The sequence below is a fragment of the Lacticaseibacillus songhuajiangensis genome (genome assembly GCF_003946025.1).
In the GTDB taxonomy this organism is placed as follows: domain Bacteria; phylum Bacillota; class Bacilli; order Lactobacillales; family Lactobacillaceae; genus Lacticaseibacillus; species Lacticaseibacillus songhuajiangensis.
Map to the genome: position 1 here is coordinate 1 of NZ_RHNR01000056.1, position 13413 is coordinate 13413.

Sequence of the window (13413 nt, forward strand, 5' to 3'; positions counted from 1 at the left end):
TCTCTACGCGCTAAAGCGCGAGGTCGACTGGCTTCGCCCAAGCACACCACCACCTCCGTGGCCGACACGTTACTGAGTGGCAACCCCCACAGAGACTGGGCGACGAACTTCCAACACTGTTAAAGGCCGCGATAACGGTTCTCAATGTGTGCGGTAAGCAGACATGTTGATTCCTGCGTCGACATTTCCCAGTACTTGTCCATGTGTTTGGTGTTTTCGCCAGCGTGGTCTGAAACTTTCACCACCATAGTCATGTGAATGCGCGTCGGAACTGGGTCGGATTCGCGGCAGCGGACGGGAAGGGTGTGCGTGCCCACGAAAATGGCAGTGTATGTTTCGCACATGAACTTCGTGCGAAATGTACACCGCCATTTTCGTTAGGAGCGGGATTTTGCCGGTGGGTTTGCGGCAAAATCGCCAGTGGAAGACAGCGCAGCTGGCTGGAACGGTCCCACGCACACCCTTCCCGGGAGCGTAGCAAATCCGACCCAGTTCCGACCTTCGGTCTAACAGTAAATTTCAACCCTAGCATCCTTGCGGGTGAAAGTTTCATGACTTACGCTGACAGACAGCAAAAATGGCGTGTACCCGCAGGTACACGCCATTTTTGATATTACTTTTCAGTGCCGTCGAAAAGATCCTCCGGCTGCTTGTCGTCTTCATCAGTACCTTCAGCGTTATCCGCGTCCATACCGTAAGCAACACGCACCTGACTGCGCAGGTCTTCCATGAACTCTGGATTATCGACCAGGTACTTCTTGACGTTTTCACGACCCTGACCGATACGATCGTCCTTGTAGCTGTACCAGGAACCGCTCTTGTTGATAATGTCCTTATCAACTGCCATGTCGATCAGTTCACCAGTCTGGGAAATCCCCTGCCCATACATGATGTCAACTTCAGCAACCCGGAATGGCGGTGCTACCTTGTTCTTGGCAACCTTAATCTTGGTACGGTTACCAATCACGACCCCGTTATCCTTAATCTGTTCGGCACGCCGCACTTCCAGACGGATTGTAGCGTAAAACTTCAAGGCACGACCACCAGGTGTGGTTTCAGGGTTACCAAACATCACCCCAACCTTTTCACGGATTTGGTTGATGAAGATGGCAATGGTCTTGGTCCGGTTAATTTGGCCAGACAACTTCCGCAGTGCCTGCGACATGAGTCGTGCCTGCAGCCCAACGTGGGAGTCCCCGATGTCACCATCAATTTCGGCTTTTGGTACCAGTGCCGCAACGGAGTCGATGACCACGATGTCAATGGCACCACTGGAAACCAGCGCATCAGCAATTTCGAGACCCTGTTCACCAGTATCTGGCTGGGAAAGCAACAAGTCATCGATGTTAACGCCCAGTGCGGTGGCGTACTTAGGATCCATCGCGTTTTCAGCATCAATGTATGCAGCAGTCCCGCCCTGTTTCTGCACTTCAGCAACCGCGTGTAGCGCCAGGGTCGTCTTCCCTGAACTTTCAGGACCGTAAACTTCAACGATTCGGCCACGCGGGAAACCACCAACACCTAAGGCTTCATCAAGGGCAAGTGAGCCACTTGAAATGGTTGAAATTCGGGTATCAACCTTATCGCCCATCCGCATGATGGCGCCCTTACCAAAATTCTTCTCAATCTTCTTCAGCGCGTTATCAAGCGCCGCCTTGCGTTCGTCTTTAGCCATGGTGGCCTCCTTCGCATTTCTTACTCTATATGTCATGATACTGGTCGCAACTTATCTTTGCAAGAGAAAATCGAACAAATGTTCTAAATCGATTTATTCTTTTTTAGCGCCTGCAATAACATCATCAGTGCACTCTTCACTGCACGCGCCCGCACCTCGTTCCGCAAGCCGGCAAGGTGGAATTCCTGAGCATGCGTGCCTGCTGGTCCACTGATGCCAATCCACACTGTACCGGCAGGTTGCCCTTCCAGTTCATCCGGACCGGCAACACCAGTCAATCCGAGTGCGTAGTCACTGTTTAGCTGCTGACGTGCACCGTTCGCCATTGCACGGGCGGTTTCAGCGCTAACGACACCATGAGTTGCAATAATGTCCGGCGTAATCCCGAGCATTTTTTCCTTCATGGCAGCACTGTAGGTCACAAAACCACCAGCGAACACGTTCGAAGCCCCCGGAACACTGCCGAGACTCGCCTGCAGTGCGCCCGCAGTCAAACTCTCAGCGGCGGTGACGGTCGCTTTCTGTGCGCGCAGCTGCGCGACAGCAACCTCCGCAAGCGTGGTGTCCTCACCCGTGCCGTAATAATAGTCACCAATTCGCGTTTGAATTTTGGCCGTCAACTCGTCTAGCTGCGCGGTCATAACCGTCTCATCCGTACCACGGACTGTAAGCCGCAGAGTCACTTCATAGTCCTTGATATACGGTGCCACCGTCGGATTCGTCTGTTCCGCAATAATGTCCTTAATTGCAGTCACTAGCGCAGACTCCCCAAGACCGAAGTAACGGAGGGTGCGGCTAGCCAGAATTTCCTGCTGATTGCCGGCCAGGAGCGGGATGAGTTCCTTATCCACCATCATCCGGAATTCACGTGGCGGACCGGGCAGGAGCACGTACTGGTGCGCCCCTTCTTGCAGATATGCGCCGACAGCCAGGCCATTGTGGTTAAACAACGGTGTTGCCCCGTCTGGCAATTGGGCCTGCACGCGATTATTCGGCGTTATTGGGTGTTGCCGCCGCTTAGCGAGGTCGACTAACTTTGCCAGGTGGTCAGCATCCGTGACGAGCGAGCGGTGCAAGTGCGCAGCAAGGGTCTGCTTGCTCAAATCATCAGGCGTGGGTCCAAGTCCGCCCATGACAATAATCATCTCACTGCGTCCTTCTGCCGTGCTGATGGCGGCATCCAAGCGTTGCGGATTGTCCCCAACTACTTGCTGGAAGTAGCTTTCCACCCCGATCCGACTCAGTTCTCGAGCCAAGTAGGCGGCATTGGTATTCACAATTTCCCCAAGTAACATTTCCGTTCCGACTGCTATTAATTCCGCATTCATTCCTGATTTTCCCCTTTCAGAGCAAAATAATCCGCCAAATGATCCACATTTTGGCTTACTCATTGGCCACAAGCGCAATCAAGCCCCATACCCGCAACGGGGTATAGGGCTTGATTAATTGATGCTACTTCGCATTCTTACCGAAACTATCCGCAAAGACGCCCCGGTTCTTGTAGAAGTACTCAATACCTGAGTAGAGCGTGAAGAACACGGCAATGTAGAAGAGAATCAGTGCCAGTGGGAAGTGCAGACTCGCAAAACCGGCATTGTTCACAAGCAAAAAGATGATGGCAAACATTTGCGTCGTCGTCTTGATTTTGCCTGGCCATGCAGCGGCGAGCACTTCGCCCCCGTTAGCAAGCAACAGGCGCAGGCCAGTTACGGCCAATTCCCGCCAAACGATGATGGCGACACCCCATGCGGGGATCTGGCCAGCAACGGTCAGAAAAAGGAATGCGGTAAGCACCAGCAGTTTGTCCGCCAGTGGATCCGCGAACTTCCCGAAGTTGGTGACTAGGTGCGCACGCCGGGCAATCTGGCCATCCGCAAAGTCGGTCAAAGAGGCCACGATAAAGATTACCACGGCGACCAAATTGGCAACGGCCACCTTCGTGCCCAAGAACATCACGCTCCCAGCTGGCCAGCCAAGCGCTAACACCAATGTGAAGATGGGGATCAGAATCATCCGCATCATGGTTAATTTGTTTGGTAAGTTCAAAACAACTGCTCCTTATTCTTCTACTTGCTATTCAATTGTGAAGGTCATCGTCCGGACTACCGTGCTGGAGGAACTCAGATCAGCCTTAGTACCGTTGATGGCGATTTCGTTAACCGCTGCATTCCCACTCTTCACCACAATCGTCTTTGCCCCGCTAGGAATCGTGACGTCATGGCTACCGCCGGACTGCAACGTGCCCTGCCAGCTTTGTGTCCCGTCAATTGTCACACTCATCCAAGCAGCAGCAGTCGTGGTGCTAACCGTAATCTTGTTGGTGTCTGCACTTGGCAGGTTCTTAACGGTAAAGGTCTGGGCTGAGCCAGTGCCCGTAGCGGCGGAGATGTTCAGCTTACTGCTGGACTTCTTTTTCTTCGTGCTCTTGGTGCTGGAGCTAGAAGAAGCCTTCTTACTAGACTTCTTTGAGCTACTGTCACCCTCAACACTCACGCTGGACTGATCCGTTGGGATGCTAGGCTTGCTCTCCTTGTGCTGCTGCGCGATTGTGAAACCATAGACAACCGCAAAAATTACAATGGCGGCAATCCCAATCGCAATCTGTGGCCAGTAGCGCCGCACGCTGCGCGAAGTGCCAGCTGCCGGCCGCTTCTTTTCACGGTGTGCAATACGCGTTGGCTGTTCTTCATTTGCAGATTCCTCAACAGTTGGCTGCACGGTAGGAATATCCTGCTGGTAGTCTTCCATTAGCTTTTCGGTGTTCATACCAACCACGTTGGCGTACTGCTTGATGAAGGCGCGCACGTAAAAGTCACCGGGAAGGGCGTCAAAGTTCCCCTCTTCAATGGCAATTAAATAACGCTTTTGAATCTTGGTGATTTGCTGCAAATCATCAATTGTGTAACCTTTTTCAAGACGTGCATCACGCAGCTTCTGCCCGATTTCATCCATGATTAAATTCCTCACCCGTTCACGTTTTCTTTACTTTTCAGTCTAGCATACATTGGGTCTGACTTGAATTAAGAAATTCTAAGGTCGCTTAATTTTCAGGGCCGCCAACCACCAGTTACATACAAGGTTTGCCCCGTTAAGTAGCCTGCACGTTCATCGAGCAAACTAGCCACGAAGTATGCAATATCCGCTGGTGTTCCTAAACGACCAGCCGGTATTTCGTCACGTACTGCGTCCAAAACGCCGGCGCCGAAGCTCGCGTTCATCTTGGTATTGACTGCCCCTGGCGCCACCACGTTAGCCGTGATGCCCAGGCTGGCCACTTCCTGTGCATAGGCTCGCACAAACGCGGACTGCGCGCCCTTAACCGTTGAGTAGGTGACTTCCATTGCTGAACCGTCCAAACCATACACCGAGCCGATAAAGACGACCCGGCCCCGGCCAGAACGAGCCAACTTGGGCTGCAATTCTTTAATCAGTGCCATGGGACTCAGCAGGTGCACCCGCATCAGCGCACTCATATGCTCCAGCGTGCTGTCCGCAAAGAGTTCGTAATAAGTCATCCCCGACGCCACCACCACTGCATCAACAGCAAACAGCTGCTCGGCAATGGCTGCCGGAGCGGTCAATCGCGTCAGATCTGCCTGGATCGGGATAAAATCCTGCCGTGGGTATTGGGCCGCAAGTTCATCAATCAAGCTCGTGACACGCTCTGGGTGATTATTGTAGTGCAAATAAAGGCTCCACCCTGCAGCGGCTTGTTGCCGCGCTACCTCGGTGCCAATGTCACCTGATGCGCCCAGAATCAGTGCAGAAGCCATTATTCAGCCTCCTCCTCAGCGAGCAAGTGGAAGACGGAAAGTGCGTCACTGTTGACCAGCGCTGCTGCAGCCGTCTGCACGTCGGCGAAGGTCACCGCATTAATGACGTCGGGAATGGCAAAGGCGGCCACGCTCTTGAAGCTTTGGCTTGCCAGCTGGTTAGCGATGCTTTCCAGTGAATTCAAAGAGCTGTAGAACTTGCCACTGGCAGCGTGTTTCAACTCATTAAAGCGTGCTTCGTTGAAATCAGGCGAATCCTTGTAAGCCGTCAAGACTGCAATCAGCTCTTCCGTCAATTGCGCTGGGTTCGCACTATCGCAGCCCAGAGTCATGTAGTTAAAGCCCCGTCCGGCGTTGAATTCACTGAAGAAAGAATCGTCAATGACGCCGCGGTTGTACAGGTCGAGGTAAGTTTGACCGGAATCGCCGAAGATCATTTCGAGGAACAAACGCAAGGCGAAGACCGTTTTCAAACCGCTGAAGCTGTCTGGAATCTCCTGCAGACCCTTTACGCCAACAATCCCTTTTGCTCGGCTAATCGGCAGCCGCGTTGCGCGGTATGGCAAAATACTGTTTGCATCGTAATCGGGCTGCACACCGCGCTCCAACTGCGGCAGTTTGGTACCAGCCTTTTTCTCCTGGTTGTGTTGCACGAGGTTATAAATCTCGTCCCTGTCGAAATTACCGACAACGGTCAGGGTCATGTTTGCGGGCTGGTAGAAACCGCGGTGCACGCGGCGCAAGATGTCAGGGGTAATCGTGGCAATCGATGCCACGCTGCCGGCAACATCAATGTGCAGCGGGTGCTGCGGGTAGAGGTTGCCCAGAATGCCAGAGTACAAGCGCCAGTTCGGGTCATCACGGTACATCTGAATTTCTTGGCCGATAATCCCCTTTTCTTTTTCAACCGTCGCATCCGTAAAGTAAGGGTCCTGCACAAAATCCAGCAAGATTGCCACATTTTCCGCAATATGATCACTCGCGGAAAAGAGGTAGCTCGTCTGCGTGGCACTCGTAAAGGCGTTTGATGACGCCCCCGTCTTACCAAACAGGTCAAAGGCATCGTAATCTGCCTTATCAAACAACTTGTGCTCTAGGAAATGCGCAGTACCAGCGGGAACTGTCGTGTATTCTTCTTCACCCTCAAGGCGGAAACTATTGTCGATAGCGCCAAAATCGGTGGTGAACATCGCATAAGTTTTGTGGTAGTCCGGTTTCACTACAAACTGCAACTTCAAGCCATTTTCTAAGGTATCGGTCCAGAGGGTTTCCTGGACCTGGCTAAATTCTTCGCTCGCTAACATTTTACTTAGCTTCTCCCTTCAGGAAATAAACAGCCTGCAGCTGCATATGCGCGGCCGCTTCCTCAACGTCAGCACGTGTCACCGCGTTGATGTGTTCTAATTCCGCAGCGGGTGTTAAGCCGCTTTCTGGAAATAACGCTGCTGTGAGTGCAGTGTCACTCAAGTACTGCGGTGAGTCGAGTGCGGCGCGGCGGTCACTAATCATTCCCGCCTTCACGTCGGCAAACTGACCGTCGTCAAAGCGACCGGCTGCCACTGCTGCGAGCTGCTCGGCAATCAGCTCCTCAACACGTTGCTTGTTCGCCGCATCAATCCCTGTTTGCACCATCATCAGGTGCCGGTTCAAGTTGAGGCTGGAACTAGCGTAGTAGGCCATACTGTTCTTCTCGCGCACATTGCGGAACAAGAGGGACAGCGGTGAGCCCCCAAACAGTTCACTGGCAACTGCGTTCGCGTAGTAGCGCGGGCCAAACTCGTCGCTTGCAACGTGGTAGGCCAAGTTCAGCTTACTTTGCTGCACATTTGCGGATTCTTGCAGTACCCGCACGCCGCCGTGAACTTCCTGATCGTAAACGACACCTGTATCTAGTTCCGGACGCGGCTTGAGGCCCATCATCCGTACCAGGTCCACGCAGGCGTCGGGATCCACATCCCCGAGCACAATGATTTCAATCGGGTTGCTGTTAATCATGCGCTCGTAAACGCTGAGCATTTCGGCCTGCGTAATTTGTTCCAAATCCGCTGCCGTCCCAAAACTTGGGAGCGCCTGCGCCGCATCATCAAAGTAGGCGCGCTGCAGACCCAAACTAGCCTGCGTGCCGCGATCATCAGTCATTGAATCTAGGTAAGTGTGCAGATTATCCCGCTCACGGGTGAAAGTTTCTGCGTCAAATTGACCATCCGTCAGTTTGGGCCGCAGCAGTACCGCACGCATAAAGTTCAGCGCTTCTGGCAGTAGTGGCCGGTCGGTATAACTATCCGCAAGTACCCGAATGTTAGCACCCACCCGGTGCACCCGACCGGCACGAGAAACGCCAATGCCGAAACTGGCGCCATACATGTCTTCAAGTTTGGCGGCAAGTAAGTTTGCCTCTGGATAGTCGGCACTACTTGTCTCAAGCAAACTCGTCAGCAGCGTCCGCGCACCGACAGCTTCGCGGCGCAGTGGTTCCATGAACTGGAAACTGATACTAGTTGTCTTGAACTGCTTGCTTGGTACAACGTTCAGGTGAATGCCTTCATCGATTTTAATTCGCAAAATTAACCTCTTCCATTACTGTGGTCGCGCCGCATAACAATCGGCGTGCCTGCTTATTGCTGCGCGTTCTCGTCCTTGGGCTTGGCAAAGACCTTCCGGCCCTTGCTGCCTTCGCTAGGGCCGACATAGCCGCGTTGCTCCATATCGTCCACCAGGCGTGCCGCCCGGTTGTAACCAATCCGGAAACGCCGCTGCAGCATGGACGTACTTGCCTGCTGTTTTTGAGTAACGAACGCCAGGGCTTCATCGAACAACTCGTCTTCGCTTTCTTCCTGATTACCCACTTCGTCTTCGGCAGTGGTAATCATGGTTTCATCGTAGGCGGGTTTGACTTGGTCCGTGATGTACTTCACGACACTTTCAACGTCTTCGGACGGAATGAACGCCCCCTGCACACGTTGCGGTTTGTTCATGTCAATTGGGTCATAAAGCATGTCCCCACGGCCGAGCAAACGCTCGGCCCCGTTCATGTCCAAAATGGTGCGGGAATCCACCCCGCTGGAGACCGCAAACGCAATCCGGGAAGGAATGTTAGCCTTAATCAGCCCGGTAATGACGTCAACACTTGGCCGCTGGGTCGCAATAATCATGTGAATTCCGGCAGCACGCGCCATTTGCCCAATGCGGATGATGGCCGTTTCGACTTCGTTGCCCGCAACCATCATCAGGTCCGCCAGTTCATCGACAATCACAACGATGTACGGCATTTTGGCGAGGCCGGCATCAGGGTCTTCAGCAACTTTCTTGTTGAATTCGCCCATGTTGCGCACCCCGGCAGCGGAGAAGCGCTCGTAGCGGCGCTCCATTTCCTGCAAAATTTTGTTCAACGCACCCGGTGCGCGTTTGGCTTCGGTCACAACGGGGGCGAGCAGGTGCGGCACCCCGTCATAAATCGATAGTTCAACCTTCTTCGGGTCAATCAGCATCAGGCGCACATCTGTCGGTTTCGCACTCATCAGCAGACTCGTGATAATGACGTTAATCATGACGGATTTACCAGACCCGGTGGCCCCCGCAATCAGCAGGTGAGGCATCTTCGCCAGATCCGCCGTCACAATGGCACCGGAAACATCTTTGCCGAGCGGCACGAGTAGCGGCTTGCCCGGGTGCTTGGGCATGGCATTGAACACTTCTTTGTAACCCACGGTCGCCACGTTCTGGTTGGGTACTTCAATCCCAATCAGACTCTTGCCCGGAATTGGGGCTTCGATACGAATATCTTTGGCAGCCAAGGCGAGCGCGAGGTCATCTGAAAGGTTCACAATCTTGGAGACCTTCACCCCCACCGCCGGCTGGATTTCATACTTGGTAATGGATGGCCCGAGGCTGGCAGCCTTGACCGCCACATCTACCCCGAAACTGGCAAAAGTCTGTTCCAATTTCGAGCGGTTCTTCTTGATGGCTGCGTACTCGTCACTTTGGTCAACGGCCTTGGGGTTCGACAACAAATCCAGCGGCGGCAGCTGATAATCGTCACTCGGCGTTCCCGTCGTGAGATCAAGTTCCGGCGTGTCGTCTTTCTCTTCACTGGCCGCCGGCGTGCTCGGTGTCGGCGTCGGTGTTGCCGCTGTGTCTGCAGTTGGTGTTTGCGGCTCAGGCATGTGGATTTCAAAATCATCCTCACCCTTGGCCTGCGGCGTGTCGACTTGCCCGCGCATCGGTTCGTCATGTTCATGCGGCGTCGGCAAATCCTTATCCGCGCTTGCCGCGCTATGCTTACCGCGCGTGGTTTGCGGCTGGACGGTCTCCTTAGCTTCAGAGCGCACCATCTGACGCTCCCGCCAATCTGCGAGTCGTGCACTCATCCGGTCCCAGAAACCGCGCACGGCGGTATACATATTTTGCAAAACGGCGAATACCTGGTTAGGCTGAATGCCAAAGAAAATCATGGCGCCGGCAATGATGAGCAAAGCACCAATGAGATATGTTCCCACTTGCGAAAGCAACGGGTAGGTCAAACTGTACAGGGCGGCGCCGAGAATCCCGCCGCCGCTGGCCGTTGCCGTTGTGAGCATCGCAAAGTCATTGCTGAGAATCTGCCAGGTGGCCGCAACAAAGTGCGCGTGCACGTTGACAGCGCTCATCACGTGCGCACTCAAAATGAGTAGCAAACCCGCGTACGCAAGCGTGCCCCCAATCGCGACGTGGCGCTTGGGCCGCGGGATGCGCCCGGTAAACAGGAGCACCAGCGCCCAGAGTGTCAGCAAAGCCGTTAATATGTAAAAACTATCACCGCTAATGAGGCGGAAAACGTTCGCCAAACTGACCCCGAGCATGCCGAGGCGGGTTAATGCGAGCCCGCCAACGATTGTGAAGCCGGCGCCAATCCAGTTTACCGTGTAGTCACCGGCCTGTTTGCGCCGCGGTTTCCGCGGCGCAGTTTTCCGGCGGCTCGTACTTTTTTTCTGCCGTGTCTGTGGCATCGCCTGCTACCCCCATTCTGAATAGATTATACACAAGACGAGCTGGGCTTGCACTGTTAGCGCTTTACAGGTGGCAATCCGGCCCCCATTGCGGCCCCTACTAGTAACTCGGCAAATAAAAAATACGGAAAACCCGGCTGGATTTTCCGTATTTTGATGCAGATTACTTGTCCGCTTCACCGTCGCGAGCCGTAAAGCTGAGGTTCACGCCATGGTTGAGCGCAACCGCAGTTACCTGGTACGTCAGCGTTTCGATAGTTTCCACCAGCGGCCGCGAGAGCAATTCCCAATCTTCGCCGCTAATGCTGTCTGCCTCGCCGAAGAAGCCATCAGCCTGCACAACCTGACTAATCTGGCCGGAGATGCGGAAGTTTTCGTCGCCAGGCACCACGTTGAACGGCACGATGACCCGGTACACGTTCCCCTGCTTCTCCTGCTCCTTAGTTGCATCCGTGGCTGCGGACAACTGCTGCATGGAGACCTGAATGTTGGTCTGGGCGGCAGTCTCTTCCGTCAGCAGGTCGAAATGAAAGGCATCAACGCTAATATCGAATTTTGTAAAGTCCATGATTTTTTCCTCTATATTATTTTAATTTGTCGTGAGGGTAAACGTGCTGCTTTTCCAAGCCGGCAAAATTCTGCTGGCGCAGTGCTTCGTAAATCACCAGTGCTGCACAGTTAGACAGGTTCAATGCCCGCACGTTGTCGGTCATTGGAATCCGCAGACACTTCTCAGGGTTAGCGCGCATGAATGGCTCCGGTAATCCTGTGGTCTCCTTGCCAAACATGTAGTAGTGGTCAACGCTCGTGTCGCTGAGGTTCGCGTCACTATACGTGCGGTCAGCAAACTTCGTAATCAGGTAAAGGTATGACTGATCAGGCACCGTGGCCATGAAGTCTTCAAGGCTATCGTGAAAGACTAACTTCACCTTGTCCCAATAATCTAAACCCGCCCGCCGGACATTGTGATCATTAATTTCAAATTTCGTGGGTTCAATGATGTGGAGCACACTATCGGTCGCGGCCGCAGTGCGGGCAATATTGCCGGTATTCTGCGGAATTTCGGGTTGGTAAAGCACAATGTGATTAGTCAAAATAGATTCCTCCTGATATCTAACTGCAGTTGGTGGATTATTTTTCAAGGACACGTGTTCACGTATCGCAAACACGCGCATAATAAACTTAGACATGAAAAAAGCACACATCTTCGGTGTCTAGCACGGCGAAGAAATGCGCTAATGAAGGCCTAATCGCTAATTTTTATCAAACCCGGCAACCACGCACCTGATAAAAGTCAGAGAAAAATCCTTGACGAAAATATACCACCGTTTATGAACAAATGCAAGAAGCTGTGCAAATTTTATGAAAGCGGCCCCCTGCTTGCGCCCGGTGCTATTCGCTGCCGGCCATTTGTCTTGCACCTTTTTAATTACTACAGATTATACGCGTTAATTGACACAGTTCGCAGATATTTCGGCAACTTCTACTCCGTGACTTTAATTACCCGCCCCATTACAGTATTCTTAGCATAGATGATGGAGGACTGCTCATGTTAGACATTTACAAGCACCGCAGCGATGGCGGCCTACAAAAAACAGACAAAATTACGACCGGCGTTTGGATTAATGCCGTTGCCCCCGACGAGCGTGAACGTGAACGGCTCGTCAATGAAGCCGGCACCGCTGAAGACTTCATTCTCTACGGCTTGGACCCCGATGAAGGCGCGCGTTTTGAATACGACGATGACGCCGATAACAGCCTCATTATTTACGACATGCCCAGTGTGGCGGTTAAAGGGAAGAATCCCGAATACGAAACGATTCCCTTGGCAATGATTGTCACCAAAAAAGCGCTAATTACTATTCACACCGAAAGTATCCCCCTGCTCCAGTATTTTGCCGAGGGGAAGGTCGCCCATTTCGATCCACGCCAGCACCACATGGCGGCTATGCGCTTTCTGTACCAGGTCAGTGTCAGCTACCTGGCCTACCTGCGCGACATCAACAAGGAACGCATTCGAATCGAAAACAAGTTGCAGCAGTCCTTAAAGAACGATGACCTGTACGGTCTGATGGGCATTCAGCGTAGTCTGGTTTACTTCATGATGAGTCTCAAAACCAACCGTATCGTGCTCGACACCATTGACCGCAGTGCGAACTTCCCACTGGACGAAGACGAAACCGACTTTCTCGATGACATTCGAATTGAAAACCAACAGGCCACGGAAATGGCGACCATCACCAATTCCATCATCCGCGAAACGGCTGACACCTATTCTTCTGTTATTAGCAACAACATGAACGGTGTGATGAAGTTTCTCACCAGCTACTCCATTATCCTGACAATCCCCACACTGGTCTTTTCCTTCTACGGGATGAACGTTGAATTACCCTTTGCCGGCGACCACTTGAGCTGGATTATTACGATTCTGATTTCCATCGGAATTGCGCTTGTACTGGGCATTCAGTTCTGGAAAAACAAATACTTCTAAGATTCGCTAACAAAAAGTTAGCGTTATGTTGCTGCCTGTGCTACAATAATCTCAATTGTTTTTGGGAAGTGAATTGCGGAATTCGAATTTTGCAGGAGAAATTAATGGCAAAGAAATCCAAAATTGAGAAGGCCAAGAAGATCGAGGCCACCGTTGCTAAGTACGCTCAGCAGCGGGCAGAATACATTGCTGCGGGTAATTACGAGGCACTGTCCAAGTTGCCGCGCAACGCGTCCCCAGTCCGGATGCACAACCGCGACCGTATCGACGGCCGCCCGCACGCATTCATGCGCAAGTTCGGCATGTCACGTCTGAACTTCCGTAAACTTGCCCACGAGGGTCAAATCCCTGGCGTGCGCAAGGCTAGCTGGTAAACATGTAAGGAGGAAACCCATGGGTCTCCTCCTTTTTTGCTGTCCGTCAGCGTAAGTCGTGAAACTTTCATCCGCAAGGATGCTCGGTTTGAAAATAGTGGTTAGACCGAAGGTC

General features: G+C 52.9%; 12 protein-coding genes. 2 read left to right on the forward strand and 10 right to left on the reverse strand.

What is annotated here, in order from left to right; translation table 11 throughout:
• Positions 1 to 613: 613 nt before the first annotated feature.
• The 10 genes from recA to EKM97_RS10750 form a co-directional block, all read right to left on the reverse strand.
• Entirely contained in the window at positions 614 to 1675 is a 1062-nt protein-coding gene (gene recA / locus EKM97_RS10705; RefSeq protein ID WP_125572402.1) for a recombinase RecA, read from the reverse strand.
• A gap of 83 nt (positions 1676 to 1758) precedes the next feature.
• Complete coding sequence (locus tag EKM97_RS10710; protein WP_125572403.1) at positions 1759 to 3003, reverse strand: competence/damage-inducible protein A; 1245 nt, start codon at positions 3001 to 3003, stop codon at positions 1759 to 1761.
• A 124-nt stretch (positions 3004 to 3127) separates the two neighbouring features.
• Positions 3128 to 3721 (reverse strand): CDP-diacylglycerol--glycerol-3-phosphate 3-phosphatidyltransferase, encoded by a 594-nt coding sequence (gene pgsA / locus EKM97_RS10715; RefSeq protein ID WP_125572404.1) that lies wholly within the window; start codon positions 3719 to 3721, stop codon positions 3128 to 3130.
• A gap of 27 nt (positions 3722 to 3748) precedes the next feature.
• Positions 3749 to 4627 carry a helix-turn-helix domain-containing protein gene (locus EKM97_RS10720; protein ID WP_125572405.1) on the reverse strand — a complete coding sequence of 293 codons (879 nt, stop codon included), beginning with the start codon at positions 4625 to 4627 and terminating at the stop codon, positions 3749 to 3751.
• A 95-nt stretch (positions 4628 to 4722) separates the two neighbouring features.
• On the reverse strand, positions 4723 to 5448 hold the full coding sequence (gene ymfI / locus EKM97_RS10725) for an elongation factor P 5-aminopentanone reductase (RefSeq protein WP_125572406.1): 726 nt from the start codon (positions 5446 to 5448) through the stop codon (positions 4723 to 4725).
• Complete coding sequence (yfmH, locus tag EKM97_RS10730) at positions 5448 to 6752, reverse strand: EF-P 5-aminopentanol modification-associated protein YfmH (RefSeq protein ID WP_125572407.1); 1305 nt, start codon at positions 6750 to 6752, stop codon at positions 5448 to 5450. Before yfmH ends, ymfI begins: the two co-directional genes overlap by 1 nt.
• Position 6753: 1 nt before the next feature.
• Entirely contained in the window at positions 6754 to 8010 is a 1257-nt protein-coding gene (yfmF, locus tag EKM97_RS10735) for an EF-P 5-aminopentanol modification-associated protein YfmF (protein WP_125572408.1), read from the reverse strand.
• Between the two features lie 53 nt (positions 8011 to 8063).
• A complete protein-coding gene (locus EKM97_RS10740) occupies positions 8064 to 10433 on the reverse strand; it encodes a DNA translocase FtsK (protein WP_125572409.1) in 2370 nt (789 codons plus the stop codon).
• A gap of 163 nt (positions 10434 to 10596) precedes the next feature.
• Positions 10597 to 11001: a DUF1149 family protein gene (locus tag EKM97_RS10745; RefSeq protein WP_125572410.1), complete on the reverse strand. Its 405-nt coding sequence runs from the start codon at positions 10999 to 11001 to the stop codon at positions 10597 to 10599.
• A 16-nt stretch (positions 11002 to 11017) separates the two neighbouring features.
• Positions 11018 to 11527 (reverse strand): tRNA (cytidine(34)-2'-O)-methyltransferase, encoded by a 510-nt coding sequence (locus tag EKM97_RS10750; protein ID WP_125572411.1) that lies wholly within the window; start codon positions 11525 to 11527, stop codon positions 11018 to 11020.
• A gap of 455 nt (positions 11528 to 11982) precedes the next feature.
• On the opposite strand from EKM97_RS10750, the gene EKM97_RS10755 reads away from it, so the two are divergent.
• The gene (locus tag EKM97_RS10755) at positions 11983 to 12924 is read left to right on the forward strand and encodes a magnesium transporter CorA family protein (RefSeq protein WP_125572412.1); all 942 of its coding nucleotides are present in this window, start codon (positions 11983 to 11985) and stop codon (positions 12922 to 12924) included.
• Between the two features lie 104 nt (positions 12925 to 13028).
• Positions 13029 to 13298 (forward strand): 30S ribosomal protein S14, encoded by a 270-nt coding sequence (gene rpsN / locus EKM97_RS10760; RefSeq protein WP_125572413.1) that lies wholly within the window; start codon positions 13029 to 13031, stop codon positions 13296 to 13298.
• Positions 13299 to 13413 lie beyond the last annotated feature (115 nt).